We start from the raw sequence: 16,338 nt of genomic DNA, 5'->3' as shown, positions 1-16,338 counted from the left end.
CAAACAAAATCAATACAATTATGAAAACAAACTACATTTATCTGGGTGCTTTGCTTCTGTGCCTGACGGCCTGTAAAAAAGAAGTCAAGGTTGAAACGACAACAACAGTACCAAAAGATTCTGTTCCAACAGAAACCGTAAAGTCTGAACCAATGGATTCGATTGCCATGCAAAAAGCCTGGCAGGAATACATGACACCGGGCGAAATGCATAAAAAAATGGCTGCTGACGTAGGAACCTGGGACGAAGAAATTACGTTCTGGATGGGACCTGACGATAGGTTGCCACACAAAAGCAATACTACTGCCAATACCAAAATGATATTAAACGGTCTTTATCAGGAATCGGTGCATACCGGAAACATGATGGGACAACCTTTTGAAGGACGCAGTACTTTAGCTTACGATAATGCCGCCAAACAATACGTTTCAACATGGATTGACAATATGGGAACAGGGATTATGGTCATGAAAGGAAATTATGACGAGGCTTCAAAAACAATTAAAATGGAAGGTGAAGTTACAGACCCGATGACTAAAAAAACTAAAAAAGTTCGTGAGGTTATTACCGTTATTGACCCTAACACCCAAAAAATGGAAATGTATGACATGACTCCTGACGGCAAAGAATTTAAAAGTATGGAAATCATGCTGAAAAGAAAGAAATAACACCAAAAAATAATGCGAAAAAGGCTGTCGGAAGACAGTCTTTTTTATTAACAGAGATTGTTTACGAACTTTTGGCGTAAGGCTTTTGACTTTAGGACTTTTTGAACTAAATTTGCGCCACAACAACAACTAAATATAAGAACTAATGATTCATTTCTTCGGAAACGAAAGCAATACCGTTTTTGCCGTTCAGACGCAAAACGAACTTTCTGCTCAAGACATTTCAAAATTAAACTGGCTTTTTGGCAACACCCATAAAATAGAAAAATCCGTACTAGCGGATTTTTTTGTTGGGCCACGAGCTGCTATGATTACTCCTTGGAGTACGAATGCTGTGGAAATTACTCAGAATATGGGAATTGAAGGCATTATCCGTATTGAGGAATTTAAAAAAGTCACTACTGATTTTTCTGATTTTGATCCGATGCTTTCTCAGAAGTATTCCGAATTAGGACAAGAAATATATAGCATAAATATACAGCCGGAACCTATCCTTGAAATTGAAGATATTGCAGGCTTCAATACAAAAGAAGGACTGGCATTAAGCAAAGAAGAAGTTGACTATTTGGAAAATTTATCCAAAAAACTAGGCAGAAAACTAACCGACTCTGAAGTATTTGGATTCTCACAAGTGAATTCAGAACACTGCCGCCATAAAATATTCAACGGAACCTTTATCATTGATGGAGAAGAAAAACCTTCTTCCCTATTTAAATTGATTAAGAAAACATCTGCTGAAAATCCGAATGATATTGTTTCGGCTTATAAAGACAATGTAGCTTTCTTAAAAGGACCAAAAGTGCAACAATTCGCACCTAAATCCGCAGACAAGCCTGATTTTTACGAAACAAAAGATTTTGATTCTGTTATTTCGCTTAAAGCGGAAACACATAACTTCCCGACAACTGTTGAGCCTTTCAACGGTGCGGCAACCGGTTCCGGAGGAGAAATCCGTGACCGTCTGGCTGGCGGGCAGGGTTCTTTGCCTTTGGCAGGAACAGCGGTATACATGACCTCCTATTCCCGACTGGAAGAAAACCGTCCATGGGAAAAAGCAATGGAAGAAAGAAAATGGCTGTACCAAACGCCAATGGATATCCTAATCAAGGCTTCAAACGGAGCTTCTGATTTTGGGAATAAATTCGGACAGCCGTTAATTACGGGTTCAGTCCTGACATTTGAACACGAAGAAGAAAATAACCCTGCCAGAGTTTTGAACTCTGGCAGGGCTGAAGTTGAAGATAACCGAAAACTTGGTTACGACAAAGTCATCATGCTAGCCGGAGGAATTGGTTATGGAAAACAAGACCAGGCTATCAAGCAAAAGCCAAAAACCGGCGATAAAATCGTTATACTGGGTGGTGAAAATTACAGAATTGGTATGGGCGGTGCTGCAGTTTCTTCTGCAGATACCGGTGCTTTCAGTTCCGGAATCGAGTTGAATGCCATACAGCGTTCCAATCCGGAAATGCAGAAACGTGCTGCAAATGCTATCCGTGGCCTTGTAGAAAGTGATGCGAATCCTATAGTTTCCATCCATGACCATGGAGCCGGAGGCCATTTAAACTGTCTTTCGGAATTGGTTGAAGAGACAGGAGGCTTGATTGATTTGGATAAACTTCCTGTAGGCGACCCTACACTTTCTGCCAAGGAAATCATTGGAAATGAATCTCAGGAAAGAATGGGATTGGTTATTAGCCAAAAAGATATCGATACTTTACAAAGAATAGCAGACCGTGAGCGTTCTCCTATGTATCAGGTAGGTGATGTAACCGGAAACCACAGATTTACTTTTGAGTCAAAAACGACAGGAGCAAAACCAATGGATTTTGCTTTGGAAGATATGTTTGGAAGCTCACCTAAAATGGTAATGACCGACACTACTGTAAATCGAAACTATACCGAATTAGAGTATACTCAGGAAAATTTTAAAAATTATCTGAACCAGGTCTTGCAATTGGAAGCTGTGGCTTGTAAAGACTGGCTTACCAATAAAGTAGACCGTTGTGTTGGCGGAAAAGTTGCCAAACAACAATGTGCCGGACCATTGCAATTGCCTCTGAATAATGTTGGGGTTATGGCTCTGGATTATTTAGGAAAAGAAGGAATCGCAACCACCGTAGGCCATTCTCCTGTTGCCTCCTTAATTGACCCTGCTGCAGGAAGCCGCACGGCAATTGCAGAAGCATTGTCTAACATTATCTGGGCACCAATAAAAGACGGCTTAAAAGGAGTTTCACTTTCTGCCAACTGGATGTGGGCCTGTAAAAATGAAGGTGAAGATGCAAGATTATATGAAGCCGTTCAAGGGTGTTCTGATTTTGCAATAGAATTGGGTATCAACATCCCAACAGGAAAGGACTCACTTTCAATGAAGCAGAAATACCCTAACGGAGATGTTATTGCTCCCGGAACGGTAATTATTTCGGCAGCAGGTAATTGTACCGATATCCGAAAAGTGGTTGAGCCAGTTTTGAAAAAAGACGGTGGCAATATCTATTATATCAACCTTTCAGAAGATGCTTTCAAATTGGGAGGTTCATCTTTTGCACAGGTTTTAAACAGAATAGGAAACGATGTTCCTACAATCAAAAATGCAGCCAATTTCAAGACTACTTTTAATGTCTTGCAAGACCTGATTAAGGAAGGAAAAATCCAGGCCGGACACGATATTGGAAGTGGTGGATTAATTACTACTTTACTGGAAATGTGTTTTGCAGATGTGAATCTGGCAGCTGATTTCGACCTGAGCAATCTGAATGAAAATGATACTGTAAAAGTTCTATTCTCTGAAAACATTGGAATTGTTTTCCAGGCAGATGCTTCTGTTGAAACTGTATTGGCGCAAAATAATATTTCTTTCTTCAATATTGGAAAAGTAAAAGATGGCAACACCGTAACTATCAAAAACGGAAGCCAAAATCTATCTGTAGATGTGGCTGAAGCACGTGACACATGGTACAAGACTTCATATCTGTTAGACAAAAAACAGTCGGGAGAACTGAAAGCAAAAGAACGTTTTGAAAACTATAAAAAACAGCCTTTGCAATTTAAGTTCCCTGAACATTTTACAGGAAAAAAACCGGTAATTGACGCTTCAAAACCAAGACCAAAAGCCGCTATCATACGCGAAAAAGGAAGTAATTCTGAGCGTGAAATGGCCAATGCTATGTATTTAGCTGGTTTTGATGTAAAAGATGTCCACATGACCGACTTGATTTCGGGCCGTGAAACTCTCGAAGACATCCAATTCATTGGGGCTGTTGGAGGTTTTTCCAACTCCGATGTTTTAGGTTCTGCCAAAGGTTGGGCCGGTGCATTTTTATACAATGAAAAGGCAAAAACAGCTTTGGATAATTTCTTTAAAAGAGAAGACACGCTGTCTGTTGGAATCTGTAACGGGGCTCAATTGTTTATGGAATTGGAATTAATCAACCCGGAACATGAAGTACATGGAAAATTAAGACATAACGACTCTCACAAGCACGAAAGTGCCTTTACATCTGTGAGCGTTTTAGAAAATAATTCCGTAATGTTAAGCACATTAGCCGGAAGCACTTTAGGAGTTTGGATTTCGCATGGTGAAGGAAAATTTGATTTGCCTTATACTGAAGACAAATACAATGTTGTTGGAAAATATGGTTATGAAAATTACCCGGCTAATCCTAACGGTTCTTTCTTTAATATTGCCATGTTATGCGACAAAACCGGAAGACACCTGGCTATGATGCCGCATATTGAACGTTCTACTTTCCAATGGAACTGGGCAAATTATCCGGAGGGCAGAAACGATGAAGTTTCGCCTTGGCATGAAGCCTTTGTGAATGCAAGAAAATGGATTGAAAATAAAATCTGATTTTAAACAGAAGAATCCTTTCCCCGTGGAAAGGATTCTTTGTTTTTATCGTTTCCCTTTCATCATTACAGACCCGATTCCGGTAACTATACCCGAAGCGGCAAAGGCAAACATTCCTGAAGCAATCATTTCCTGACCGGTAAACAGTGCATTTTGTGTAATTGCATCATGGAACAATGACCCACCTGCTCCGCCTGCAATTATTCCGATTACTGACAAAACAGAAAAATCTCTCCAAGGTTCAGGGTCTGGATGCGGAGGCACTGGAAAACGCCACCAACCCGGAAACTTTGTACCACACCAGCCCATTGCTAAGTAAAATAACATTCCCATACTGATTCTATTTATATAATGCCTACTCTTTTTGCTTTTCGGCTTACGCATAAACCAAATGTAAAAACAGTTATTTTACTGACTATAAGGCTATTCCCTGTTTTTATTAAGTAAAAACACTGTATTTTAGAGGGCAGAAATTACAGTATGAAAAGACAATCCCGGTTATTATACTTTTTACTCTTGTCAGGAACAATCGTTCTGGGACTGTTATCCCGATTCATAAAAACGATTCCCCTGTTTATAGGCGACATGCTTTATGCCATCATGATATACTTTCTGGTACGGTTTCATTTTCCAAAAGCCAGAACCAAAACAACGGTTTTAATTTCACTTTTGGTTTGTTATATTATAGAGACGTTGCAATTGTATCAGGCCGATTGGATAGTCAGTATCCGTGCTACCACTTTAGGTCGTCTTATATTAGGGCAAGGATTTTTATGGAGCGATATTCTTGCCTATACTTTTGGAATCGGGATTGTTTTTATGATTGAAAATATTTTAAAAAGTTCACGCAACCGTCAGCAAAAACGTTAATATTCATTGCCCGAAGAAAAAAAATCTTTACTTTTATAGGAATGACTTTTCTTATAAAGTGAAGTCATTACTTTTTAAAACTTTTTGATGGTTATGGCTTTAAAAAATGGAATAATTCTCAATGCTCCCGAACTTTCCAAAGAAAATTCTTTAAAGACACTGGTTGAAAACCGGACAATACATACTTTGAATCATTGTGAACTGAATTTGTTTGAAACTTATCAGGAAGCACAGCTGGTTCCTTTAAAATTTAATGATTTGGTTGTGACCAGCATGTTGAGAGGCAAAAAGGTAATGCATCTGTTAGATAAGGAAGGATTTGATTATCTTCCGGGTGAAACCGTTATTGTTCCCTCCAATGTAGAGATGAAAATTGATTTTCCTGAAGCTTCCAAACAAAATCCAACCCAATGCCTTGCCCTCGCTTTAGATCATTCCAAAATCAGCGAAATATTAAATCTGCTTAATGAAAAATATCCTAAAGGTCAGGATGAATACTGGCAGCTAAATGCCAATAATTATTTTTTCTATAACAATATAGAATTGGCAGCTTCCATACAAAAACTGATTAAAGTTTGCCTAAGCAATTCTGTAACCAAAGACATTATAGCCGATTTGACCTTACAGGAAATGCTGATTCAAATCATACAGCTACAGACCCAAAAAGGAGCCCATGACAACACTCTTACAGATTCCAATCCGACACTTTCTCCCATTATAGCCTACATCAAGGCAAATATCAATAACAATATCAATATGAAAAAACTATCGGATGTAGCCTGTATGAGTACAACTGCCTTCCATCGTTTTTTCAAAAGAGAACTGGGAATCACTCCTGTTGAATTTATCCTCCAGGAAAAAATAAAAATGGCAAAAGCCCTTTTAAGCGGGCAGAATATCCATGTAAATGAAGTTTCGTATGAACTGGGTTTTGAAGACAGCAATTACTTCATACGCCTGTTCAAAAAACACGAAGGAATTACCCCAAAACAATATCAAAAACTTACCGTTAATTAAACCGTTCTACGGGCTCCAAATCTTTGGCTTCTTCTTCTGTATACAATCGGGAATGGATAAAAAAGCCGACATCCAAAACGGATTCAAGGGAAAAACTGGCCGCCCTACCTTCCATGGCATCCAAAGTGAGTTGGGTATGTTTCCAATATTCAAACTGGTCACCAGCCATATAAAACTTACAACCTTCAATTTCTCCGATACACACATCGTTTGAACCAATCAAAAAACCGCCTTTTTCAAAACAATGCGGATAGGAACCTTCACAACAGCCTCCGCTTTGATGAAAAATCAATTCACCATATTCTGTTTTTAGCCGTGCTATTACTTCTTTGGCTTTTTCGGTAGCCAGTACTCTTTTTGTAGCCATAACTGATTAAAAAATGAGCTCTCCAAAACAGAAAAGCTCATTTACTAAGTTAATTATTAATGTCAACTAATATTTTTACTTCGGATGGATTGGTCACAAGAGCTTCAAAACCATCTTTCACTATATTGTCGAGTTTTATTTTACTGGTTACTAATTTTTCAACCGGCATCCTTCCGGTAGCAATAAGATTTATTACTTCCGGGAAAATATTTCTGTAGGCGATAATTCCTTTAATAGTAATTTCTCGGACAACCTGCGTAAAGGCATCATGGCTTACCGGTTTTCCAAACAAAGCAACCAAAACAGCCGTTCCCCCGTTTTTCAAACTGGCCAGTCCGGCGTCAAATGTTGCCTGTACACCTGCCGCATCCAGAAAAATATCGGCACCTCCATTTGTCAGGTCTCTTACTTGCTGCGGAATATTTTCGCTTTTTCCGTTAATAACGTAACTGGCTCCTATAGAAAGTGCTTTTTCCAAACGTTTTTCAGCTACATCAACTACTACAACCGTTGTTGCTCCTGCCGCAATTGCCGCCTGCACACATAAAAGGCCAATAGGTCCTGCTCCAAAAATAACACAGGACTGCCCTATTTTAAGACCGCTTTGCAAAACCGCATAAACCGCCACGGCCGCAGGTTCTACTAATGCTCCCTGCTCAAAACTCATAGAATCCGGAATTTTATGCACCATATAATCCTCGACAACCGTATATTTTGCAAAACCTCCATTAGAAGTCAATCCAACAAATCCGAGTGGTTCTGAAAGATTATACTGTCCATTCGCTATAAAAGGACTTTCGGGATTTTTAAAAATAGGCTCAACTACAACCCTGTCACCTTTTTTTATGTTCTTCACATTTTCGCCCACTTCGTTTACGATTCCCGCAAACTCATGCCCCAATGTTGTCACTCCCTGATGTCCGTTAAGCGGATAAGGCTTATCAAAAGGAATCAACATTGGTCCGTGTGTATATTCATGGAGGTCGGAACCACAAATTCCCGCAAATTGTACTTCTATCTGTACCTGATTCTTTCCGGGTGACGGCACTGTTGTTTCTTCTACCCGGATATCTTTAGCCGCATGCCAGCGGGCTGCTTTCATATTTGCCATAGTATATATTTTTATTTTTTGGAGAATAAAAACACCGCATTTAAAATGCGGTGCCAACAATTAAATATTAAAAGAATCCTAATTTCTTTTTGTCGTAAGAAATCAGCATGTTTTTAGTGCTTCTGTAATGGTCGAGCATCATTTTATGGTTTTCGCGTCCGAAGCCTGATTTTTTATAACCGCCAAACGGAGCATGAGCCGGATAAGAATGGTATTGGTTTACCCATACACGCCCTGCCTGAATAGCCCTCGGAACCTGATACAACTCATGGGCATCGCGGGTCCAGACTCCTGCTCCTAATCCATACAAGGTATCGTTTGCTATTTCTATGGCTTCTTCAACCGTCTTGAATGTAGTCACGCAAACTACCGGACCAAAAATTTCTTCCTGAAAAATACGCATCTTGTTATGTCCTTTGAAAATTGTAGGCTCAATATAAAATCCACCTTCCAAATCACCTTCCAAACGATTTATTTCACCTCCTAACAGTACTTCGGCTCCTTCTTCTTTTCCTATTTTCAGATAGGACTGTATTTTTTGGTATTGCTCATTGGAAGTTTGCGCTCCCATCATACAAGACTTATCCAAAGGATGCAGGGTTTTAATTGCTTTGGTACGTTCAATTACTTTAGCAATGAATTTGTCATAAATGTCTTCGTGGATTAGCATTCTTGACGGACAGGTACATACTTCACCCTGATTTAAAGCAAATAAAACGGCGCCTTCGATGGCTTTGTCAAAAAACTCGTCGTCTGCATCAGCTACCGATTTAAAGAAAATATTAGGCGATTTCCCTCCTAATTCCATAGTGGAAGGAATAATGTTTTCAGCTGCATATTGCATGATCAATCTTCCCGAAGTGGTACTTCCCGTAAAGGCTACTTTAGAAATCCTTGAAGATGTTGCCAATGGTTTTCCGACTTCGATTCCGTAGCCGTTAACAATATTCAATACGCCGGGAGGTAAAATATCACCTATCAGTTCCATTAAAACCATGATTGAAACCGGAGTCTGTTCTGCCGGTTTTACAACCGTACAACAACCAGCAGCGAGAGCCGGAGCTATTTTCCAGGTTGCCATCAAAAGCGGAAAATTCCACGGAATAATCTGTCCCACGACACCAATAGGCTCATGCAGTACAATACTAACGGTATTTTCATCATGCTCTGCAATCGTACCTTCATCTCCTCGGATTACTCCTGCAAAGTATCTGAAATGGTCCACAACCAAAGGCAAATCTGCCGCTAATGTTTCTCTGACAGCTTTTCCATTATCAATTGTTTCAACAATAGCCAGATATTCTAAATTGTCTTCTATAACCTGGGCAATTTTCATAAGCAGATTGCTCCTGTAGGTAGGCGAAGTCTTGCTCCACGACTTAAACGCTTCATGGGCCGCGTCCAAAGCCAATTCAACATCTTCTTTGCTGGAGCGTGCTGCCTGTGCAAATACTTTTCCGTCAATCGGGGAAACATTGTCGAAGTATTTTCCATTCACCGGAGGTACAAATTTTCCTCCGATATAATTATCATATCTTTCTTTAAACTGGGGTCTTTTTAGAATATCGCTCATAATTTAATATTTTTAGTTTTATCAAATTTGAGTATTACTAATTACGAATTATAGCATTATTCTGTCAAAAAATAGCACAATTCTAATTTTAAGAAGAAAATAACTAAATAACATGCTTTATAAAGACGTATTACTAAACTTATATTAAAATAGTATATCACTATTTGAAAATATTGGCATTCTTAATATATTTTTTATAATTTGCAGATAAAATTTACCTCAATGAACAAAATAACACGCTTGTTTGATTTTCCTTACCATCAACAGGAAAAATACAGCATTCCCGATTCGTTGGTTACAAAGTATGATGGAGAATGGGTGAAGACTTCTACTGACGAATATATTTCAAAAGCAAACGCCATTTCAAGAGCCCTTTTGAGAATGGGAGTACAAAAAGATGATAAGATTGCGGTCATTTCATCAAACAACAGAACCGAATGGCATATTGTAGACATTGGGATTCTGCAAACCGGAGCGCAAAATGTTCCTATATATCCTACTATTTCTGAAGAAGATTATGAGTATATCCTGAATCATTCCGGTTCTATTTACTGTATCGTTTCTGATGAAGAAGTCCTGAAGAAAGTAAATGCAATTAAAAATAACGTTCCCAATCTAAAAGAAGTTTTCTGCTTCAACACCATCTCCGGATGCAAAAACTGGACAGAATTACTGGAATTAGGTAAAGACGAAAGCAATCAGAGTGAAGTCGAAGCCAGAAAAGAAACCGTAACCACTGAAGACCTGGCAACAATCATCTATACTTCAGGAACTACCGGAAGACCGAAAGGTGTAATGCTATCTCATAAAAATATTGTTTCCAACGTATTGGGAAGCGAAAAAAGAATTCCGTTTCAAGCCGGAAAAAGTAAAGCGTTGAGTTTCCTTCCTATCTGTCATATTTTTGAAAGAATGGTTGTATATCTCTACCAGTATTATGGTGTGGGAATTTATTTTGCCGAATCGATTGACAAATTAAGCGATAACCTGAAAGAAACGAGACCGCATGTTATGACAGCTGTCCCAAGACTTTTAGAAAAAGTATATGATAAGATTTATGCCAAAGGTGCCGAACTTACCGGAATCAAGAAAAAGCTATTTTTCTGGGCTATTGAGCTTGGACTGAAATTTGAGCCTTACGGAAAAAATGGCTGGTGGTATGAATTCCAATTGGGAATTGCCAGAAAACTGATTTTCAGTAAGTGGAAAGAAGGTCTGGGTAACAATCTTGAACTGATGGTTTCCGGTAGTGCTGCATTACAACCAAGGCTGGCAAGAGTTTTTGCTGCTGCACAAATTCCTGTTATGGAAGGTTATGGACTAACCGAAACTTCTCCTGTAATTGCTGTAAACGATATGCGTAACCACGGATTCAAAATAGGAACCGTAGGTAAAGTGATTGACAATGTGGAAGTCAAGATTGCAGAAGACGGTGAAATCCTTTGTAAAGGTCCAAACGTAATGATGGGCTATTATAAAGACCCGGAGAAAACTGCCGAGGCAGTCAAAGACGGCTACTTCTATACAGGCGATATTGGATTGATTGATAAAGACGGTTTCCTGAAAATTACCGACAGGAAAAAAGAAATGTTCAAGACCTCAGGAGGAAAATACATCGCACCCCAATTAATTGAAAATGCAATGAAACAGTCCCGTTTTATTGGGGAAATTATGGTTATTGGGGATAGTGAAAAAATGCCGGGCGCTTTCATACAGCCTGATTTTGACTTCGTAAAACAATGGGCTGCTAAAAAAGGATTGTCTATTGGCTCCACAAACAAAGAGATTGTTGCCAATGAAGAAGTCAAGAAACGTTTTCAGGAAGAAGTGGATGATATCAACAAAAAATTCGGACACTGGGAAATGATAAAGCGATTTGAACTGACACCGGAAGTTTGGTCAATTGACGGAGGAGAACTCACTCCTACTTTAAAATTAAAACGTAAAAACGTCAAAGAAAAATACCAGGATTTGTATGATAAAATATACAGAGATGCTTAAAAATAATACAACCGCAAATTTCCAGTTTGCGGTTTTTTGTTTTAAATAATTTATCTTAGCCTATTGTTGTGTCACTTTGCAGTCGCCTAATCATGCCCAACTATTTTTAAATGAAGAAATTAACTTCACTGCTACTATTGCTGAATTGTCTGAGTGTATATAGTCAAAAAACATATACTCCTCAGCAAATGAAAGCCGATGTTGATTCATTGGTACAATATATTGAAGAAACACATCCTAATCCTTATTACAGTTATCCGAAAAAGAAATTTCAAAAAGACATTCAACAACTAAAAAAGGGTCTAAATACCAATCTTAATGAAGTAGATTTTTATCTAGCCTTCATAAAGATTATTTCCAGGTTGGATGATGGACATACAGGAATAGATATTCCTTTGAATTCATACCTTAAAACAAATCCTTCGCTTCTGCTCTATGAATTTACTCTATCACCACAAAAACCATATATCATTACGGGAAAACCCTATACTACAATAAAAAACGAAATTCCTAAGGACTCAGAGATTATCAGTATTAATAGTATTTCATCTGAAAAAATTATAAAAGATATTATAGCATTAAATACTGGAGAGCGTGATGAGTTTAAAGCCGAATACGGTGCCAATTCATTCTTTTTCTATCTCGATTATCTTTATAATGCCAAAGGAATTTATAACATTACCTATAAGCTCAATGGAAAAAAGCAAAAAATAACCGTAAAAGGCGTTCCTTATCAGGATTATGAAAAACAGAGAAACCTGAAACAAGAAAATAGTGGAAATGAAGACACTAAGGATACTGAAAATTATACTTTGAAACTAATTCCTGAAAAAAGTACAGCTATCATCAGTTTTCAGATTTTTGATTGGGATGGTTTTTCAGAATTCTGCAAACAGGCTTTTACAGAAATAAAAGATAAAAAAATTGAAAACCTGATTATTGATATCCGAAACAATCTTGGAGGCGATTCGGATGTAGGCGACGAACTGTTTCAATTTTTCATGAACCAACCTTATAAGCAATATGATCGCGTGATTGGAAAAAATAGCCGATTAATCAAAGAACGAATTCGCACACATGAAAGAAATGGAAAAATCCTTACATCAGAAGATTTAGCCACCTTAAAAAAGGCAGAAGGAATTTACGATACAATTGTATATGAAGAAATTCCAATCCGTGAAAATTCGTTGCGATTTAACGGCAAAGTGTATCTGTTGACCAGCGCCCAGACCTTTTCATCTGCTGCCGATTTTGCCCAATGTTTCAGCAATTATAAAAGAGGGAAGATTATTGGAGAAGAAACCGGTGGATTGGTCGTCAGCTATGGTGATATAGTATCACATCAGCTTCCTAATACCCAACTACCCATTACCATTTCAAGTAAATTATATTACAATGTCGGAACAAAAACAGACGATTGGCATGGTGTTATTCCTGATATTAAAATACCTGCCGGTAAAGCACTGGATGAAGCTTTAAAAATAATCCAAAACCAATAATTCTAATTATTTAATGTCAATAGTCCTATAAACTTTTATTATAGCAAAGCTCATTCTACGCCCGGAAGAATGGCTAATTTTAGTTATCTATTAAATTACTATTCTTATGATAACCGGACTATACGAAACCCATATTCAAGTCAGTGACCTGACAAAAGCAGTCCAATTTTATACCGAAACACTGGGATTACAATTGGCTCATTATGATGAAACCAGACCCATAGCCTTCCTTTGGATTGGTGAAGGAAAAAAAGCCATGCTGGGACTATGGGAACAAAAGGAATCTTTACAAACACGACATTTTGCTTTTACCTGTGATATTGAATTTATATTACAACAGTCGGAGGGCTTTTTAAAGAACAACCAGCTCCAGCCTTATAATTTCCTCAAAAACGGCTCATCAGAACCTATGGTTTTTGCCTGGATGCCGGCACTGGCTATTTATTTCAATGACCCTGACGGAAACCAATTGGAATTCATATCGCTTCTGGAAGGAAACGGTCAGCCTGAATTAGGAGTTTTGTCGTATGATAGATGGCTGGAATTGAAGAAATAATAATAAGCAAAAACAGCCGCAGATTCTTACATCTGTGGCTGTTGCTTATTTCAAGAAAATATCTTTCAATTGATTGATGACATTGCCTCCACCAGAAATAGTAATCTCACCAATTCTATCTGCGATTTTTTCGACATATTCCATCTCTTTCAATTTCCATAACATTTCATTTTCTTCCATTAATTTTGCCGTATTCAGCAAACTTCTGGTAGAAGCCGTTTCCTCACGTCTCATAATACTGTTGGCCTGCGCTTTTTTCTCAGCAACCAATACCTGATTCATGATTTCCTTCATATCTCCTGGTAAAATAACATCTCTGATGCCTGCATCTGAAACGACCAAACCTAAGTTTTTAATCTTTACCTCAACATTTTCCAAAATTTCCTTTGCAATTGCATCTTTCCTGTTCAACAATTCATCCAATGTCAAATTACCAATGAAAGCTCTCAATGCCAGTTGCATCAACACATACAATTGCTTTTCAAAATCTTTATTGTTAATCAAAGCCTTGTAAATATCAGCTATTTGGTAGCTCACAAAGAAATTGATTCGTAAGCCGGCTTTGTCTTTTGTCAGTAACTCTTGTCCGGAAATTTCCAATTGTTGCTGTCTTGTATCAATAGTCTTAATTTCGACCGCAACAGCATTGCTCCAGAAATAATAAGCTCCTGCTGTCACTTCTTTGACAAAAGTACCATTAACGAATAATAGTCCTTTTTCATAACTGGCTACGTTAAAACGTCTTACATAAGTCCTTAACTTAATATTATCCAGTAAAGCCAATGGAATCTGTTCTGTAATATACACTTTTGACAAATCTGCTTTTACAAATTCGTTTTGTGCATAACCTTTCCAGAAAGCATATCTTCCAGTAAGCAAAACTTCCTTAAAGATGCCGTTTGCATAATACAACGCAATTTCATTATCAGCAACTTCGACAATTTCCAACAAAGAAGCTAAGGCTTCATTTTGCAATAAGATGTTCAATTCAACTGGAGCTACAAAAGATTGCTTTTTTTCAAAAACCATCAATTCTTTGTTTCCAAACAGCCAGGAGCTGCCTTCTTCCAAAACATCTACCAATTTCTTGTTTTCAAATACCAAACCAACCTGGTAGGCATTGATACGTACTTTTCTAATCATTTTTTTATATTTTTTAATATTCAACATCTAATAAAAAGAGAACCTTTTCCATCCTTTCTTCTGAACGGGAGCGCTGGTTTGTCTTTTTCTAATCGGAATTTGTTTCCGGCTATTTTTAAACAAAAAAGTACCATGACGAAATTGTTTATCAAACCTAAAAGAAAAACCAATATTCCAAAGCCGCTACTGCGCTCACAGGTCCTGTCAAAAGTGCAAAAGACCAGACATTGCATTTAGTCTTTGCTGATAGAGACAGGCTCTCTTTCTTTTTTGAGCATCTTTTTAAGAGTGATGCCTCTCTTACTTGCAGATTTTGAGCCTGCGAAGGGACAACCGCTGTCAAACCGATCAAATTCGGTGTAGGATTCGAACCTACGTAACTTCTATTGTTCTATCCAGATTGAACTATCTGCCTAAACAGAGTGGGATTCGAACCCACAACCCATAGATGTGTGACCGTTTTTTGGAAAACTGCCCTAACCTCCAAATCAAGTTGCATAGAAAAACATAATACCCTAAGGCAACGTTTCCTACAATGGTGCTATTCAGAAACACGCAACAGGACTTGTTTGATATTTTAATTTCAAGGAACTTTCTTATTTCTTTACAAAGATTTCAAAACCACTGCGCAATTATTCTGCGCAGTGAATTTAATTTATAAAAGTCCCAGTCTTTTCTGATGTTCCCTGTCTCTTTGTTCGATTGCTCCAAAAGGACTTCCTTTGAAATAGCCTATATTAACAAAACCATTTTCTTCAGTTATGAGTGACTCTTTTTTGGTAACCGCTCCTGTGTATTTGGAACCATAATTGCCTGTGAGCTTTTTTGTAGCCGGATCCAAGTCACCCCATTCCGGTGTTTTTCCGTTATAGATAGGCTCAACAAAATAAATAATACCGGTTATCCTGGATTTCATCAGGAAACGCCCTGTTTCGTCCGTATTGGTCAAAAACCTTTTTAAGATGTCTTGTCTCATAATTATCATTCTTTAAATTAAACATTGTGGAACAGATTCGAGTTGAACGAATACCTTTAGTGTTTCAAACTAACGTGCATACCACATACACTACAGTTCCTTTTGTACAGGAAGGGAGATTCGAACTCTCAAAAAACAGATCCTAAATCTGTCGCGTATACCATTCCGCCATTCCTGCAATTAATATGTCTGGGAAGCAGGATTCGAACCTGCGACCTCCCGCGTCCAAGGCGGGCAAACAACCTCCGTTATCTTCCCAGTTTTTTGGGGTGCTTTCGGGAATCGAACCCTGTTCTTCAGAACCACAATCTGAGGTTTTACCTAATAAACTAAAAGCACCATTTCGGCTCATATCAAATTACTTGCAACTTTCTCCAAGAGACAGTCGGGAAGGTTAGCCAGTAACCCCAATGAGCCAGTTCCTTTCCAGAACTTATGTGACCCTGACAGGATTTAAACCTGTAACCTTCTGCTTCGTAAGCAGTTGCTCTATTCAATTGAGCTACAGGGTCATTACGGAGAGCAAGAGAATCGAACTCTCATTCCCTTTTAGGCATAAAAAAAGCACCTCGTTAAAGGTGCTTCATATCATACTATCAGGATAAGATTATCCTATCAGCCTGTAATGATTATACACCTGTGTTTTATAAAATCGGCTATCCAGACTAGGGAAAGCTATATCTGTGTTATGTCGTCTAAAA

General features: G+C 38.2%; 13 protein-coding genes and 5 tRNA genes. 7 read left to right on the top strand and 11 right to left on the bottom strand.

Annotation, left to right across the window (positions count from 1 at the left end):
- The first annotated feature begins 20 nt into the window (after window positions 1–20).
- Entirely contained in the window at window positions 21–668 is a 648-nt protein-coding gene (locus ASG38_RS11905) for a DUF1579 domain-containing protein (RefSeq protein ID WP_056071045.1), read from the top strand.
- A gap of 145 nt (window positions 669–813) precedes the next feature.
- Complete coding sequence (gene purL, locus ASG38_RS11900; RefSeq protein ID WP_056071040.1) at window positions 814–4,524, top strand: phosphoribosylformylglycinamidine synthase; 3,711 nt, start codon at window positions 814–816, stop codon at window positions 4,522–4,524.
- Between the two features lie 45 nt (window positions 4,525–4,569).
- Here purL and ASG38_RS11895 read toward each other — a convergent pair whose 3' ends face one another.
- Window positions 4,570–4,857 carry a hypothetical protein gene (locus ASG38_RS11895; protein WP_157486159.1) on the bottom strand — a complete coding sequence of 96 codons (288 nt, stop codon included), beginning with the start codon at window positions 4,855–4,857 and terminating at the stop codon, window positions 4,570–4,572.
- A gap of 147 nt (window positions 4,858–5,004) precedes the next feature.
- Between ASG38_RS11895 and ASG38_RS11890 the strand changes: the two genes are divergently transcribed.
- On the top strand, window positions 5,005–5,394 hold the full coding sequence (locus ASG38_RS11890) for a DUF2809 domain-containing protein (RefSeq protein WP_056071034.1): 390 nt from the start codon (window positions 5,005–5,007) through the stop codon (window positions 5,392–5,394).
- Between the two features lie 93 nt (window positions 5,395–5,487).
- Window positions 5,488–6,411, top strand: coding sequence for an AraC family transcriptional regulator (locus ASG38_RS11885; protein ID WP_056071031.1), 924 nt, complete (start codon window positions 5,488–5,490; stop codon window positions 6,409–6,411).
- Here the strand turns inward: ASG38_RS11885 and ASG38_RS11880 are convergent.
- From ASG38_RS11880 to ASG38_RS11870, 3 genes are all read right to left on the bottom strand, one after another.
- Window positions 6,404–6,778 carry a DUF779 domain-containing protein gene (locus ASG38_RS11880; RefSeq protein ID WP_056071028.1) on the bottom strand — a complete coding sequence of 125 codons (375 nt, stop codon included), beginning with the start codon at window positions 6,776–6,778 and terminating at the stop codon, window positions 6,404–6,406. The two genes, ASG38_RS11885 and ASG38_RS11880, sit on opposite strands and share 8 nt — an antisense overlap.
- Before the next feature lie 49 nt (window positions 6,779–6,827).
- Window positions 6,828–7,889: a 2,3-butanediol dehydrogenase gene (locus ASG38_RS11875; protein ID WP_056071026.1), complete on the bottom strand. Its 1,062-nt coding sequence runs from the start codon at window positions 7,887–7,889 to the stop codon at window positions 6,828–6,830.
- A 67-nt stretch (window positions 7,890–7,956) separates the two neighbouring features.
- On the bottom strand, window positions 7,957–9,462 hold the full coding sequence (locus tag ASG38_RS11870; protein WP_056071022.1) for an aldehyde dehydrogenase family protein: 1,506 nt from the start codon (window positions 9,460–9,462) through the stop codon (window positions 7,957–7,959).
- A gap of 222 nt (window positions 9,463–9,684) precedes the next feature.
- Here ASG38_RS11870 and ASG38_RS11865 point away from each other — a divergent pair, with 222 nt between their 5' ends.
- The 3 genes from ASG38_RS11865 (at window position 9,685) to ASG38_RS11855 (ending at window position 13,518) form a co-directional block, all read left to right on the top strand.
- Window positions 9,685–11,463: a long-chain fatty acid--CoA ligase gene (locus tag ASG38_RS11865; RefSeq protein WP_056071021.1), complete on the top strand. Its 1,779-nt coding sequence runs from the start codon at window positions 9,685–9,687 to the stop codon at window positions 11,461–11,463.
- A gap of 110 nt (window positions 11,464–11,573) precedes the next feature.
- Window positions 11,574–12,962: a S41 family peptidase gene (locus tag ASG38_RS11860; protein WP_056071018.1), complete on the top strand. Its 1,389-nt coding sequence runs from the start codon at window positions 11,574–11,576 to the stop codon at window positions 12,960–12,962.
- 106 nt (window positions 12,963–13,068) lie between these two features.
- Complete coding sequence (locus tag ASG38_RS11855; RefSeq protein WP_056071015.1) at window positions 13,069–13,518, top strand: VOC family protein; 450 nt, start codon at window positions 13,069–13,071, stop codon at window positions 13,516–13,518.
- A gap of 45 nt (window positions 13,519–13,563) precedes the next feature.
- On the opposite strand, the gene ASG38_RS11850 is transcribed toward ASG38_RS11855, so the two are convergent.
- From ASG38_RS11850 to ASG38_RS11825, 7 genes are all read right to left on the bottom strand, one after another.
- A complete protein-coding gene (locus ASG38_RS11850) occupies window positions 13,564–14,661 on the bottom strand; it encodes a slipin family protein (RefSeq protein WP_056071455.1) in 1,098 nt (365 codons plus the stop codon).
- A 655-nt stretch (window positions 14,662–15,316) separates the two neighbouring features.
- Window positions 15,317–15,637: a hypothetical protein gene (locus ASG38_RS11845; protein WP_056071011.1), complete on the bottom strand. Its 321-nt coding sequence runs from the start codon at window positions 15,635–15,637 to the stop codon at window positions 15,317–15,319.
- 27 nt (window positions 15,638–15,664) lie between these two features.
- Window positions 15,665–15,737 (bottom strand) — tRNA-Phe (locus tag ASG38_RS17740).
- A gap of 5 nt (window positions 15,738–15,742) precedes the next feature.
- Window positions 15,743–15,815 (bottom strand) — tRNA-Leu (locus ASG38_RS11840).
- A gap of 10 nt (window positions 15,816–15,825) precedes the next feature.
- A tRNA-Pro gene (locus ASG38_RS11835) sits at window positions 15,826–15,897 on the bottom strand.
- 5 nt (window positions 15,898–15,902) lie between these two features.
- Window positions 15,903–15,976, bottom strand: a tRNA-His gene (locus ASG38_RS11830).
- 99 nt (window positions 15,977–16,075) lie between these two features.
- Window positions 16,076–16,149, bottom strand: a tRNA-Arg gene (locus tag ASG38_RS11825).
- Window positions 16,150–16,338: the final 189 nt, after the last annotated feature.

Origin of the sequence: Flavobacterium sp. Leaf359 (assembly GCF_001423985.1) — a bacterium.
Lineage (GTDB): Bacteria > Bacteroidota > Bacteroidia > Flavobacteriales > Flavobacteriaceae > Flavobacterium > Flavobacterium lindanitolerans.
The sequence above is the reverse complement of the archived record's forward strand: the minus strand, read 5'-3'. Positions and strand labels throughout refer to the sequence as shown.

Bases quoted from the DNA above. Each gene is read 5' to 3' on its own strand.
- ASG38_RS11905 (WP_056071045.1), top strand. From the start codon at position 21: ATGAAAACAAACTACATTTATCTGGGTGCTTTGCTTCTGTGCCTGACG.
- purL (WP_056071040.1), top strand. From the start codon at position 814: ATGATTCATTTCTTCGGAAACGAAAGCAATACCGTTTTTGCCGTTCAG.
- ASG38_RS11895 (WP_157486159.1), bottom strand. From the start codon at position 4,857: ATGGGAATGTTATTTTACTTAGCAATGGGCTGGTGTGGTACAAAGTTT.
- ASG38_RS11890 (WP_056071034.1), top strand. From the start codon at position 5,005: ATGAAAAGACAATCCCGGTTATTATACTTTTTACTCTTGTCAGGAACA.
- ASG38_RS11885 (WP_056071031.1), top strand. From the start codon at position 5,488: ATGGCTTTAAAAAATGGAATAATTCTCAATGCTCCCGAACTTTCCAAA.
- ASG38_RS11880 (WP_056071028.1), bottom strand. From the start codon at position 6,778: ATGGCTACAAAAAGAGTACTGGCTACCGAAAAAGCCAAAGAAGTAATA.
- ASG38_RS11875 (WP_056071026.1), bottom strand. From the start codon at position 7,889: ATGGCAAATATGAAAGCAGCCCGCTGGCATGCGGCTAAAGATATCCGG.
- ASG38_RS11870 (WP_056071022.1), bottom strand. From the start codon at position 9,462: ATGAGCGATATTCTAAAAAGACCCCAGTTTAAAGAAAGATATGATAAT.
- ASG38_RS11865 (WP_056071021.1), top strand. From the start codon at position 9,685: ATGAACAAAATAACACGCTTGTTTGATTTTCCTTACCATCAACAGGAA.
- ASG38_RS11860 (WP_056071018.1), top strand. From the start codon at position 11,574: ATGAAGAAATTAACTTCACTGCTACTATTGCTGAATTGTCTGAGTGTA.
- ASG38_RS11855 (WP_056071015.1), top strand. From the start codon at position 13,069: ATGATAACCGGACTATACGAAACCCATATTCAAGTCAGTGACCTGACA.
- ASG38_RS11850 (WP_056071455.1), bottom strand. From the start codon at position 14,661: ATGATTAGAAAAGTACGTATCAATGCCTACCAGGTTGGTTTGGTATTT.
- ASG38_RS11845 (WP_056071011.1), bottom strand. From the start codon at position 15,637: ATGAGACAAGACATCTTAAAAAGGTTTTTGACCAATACGGACGAAACA.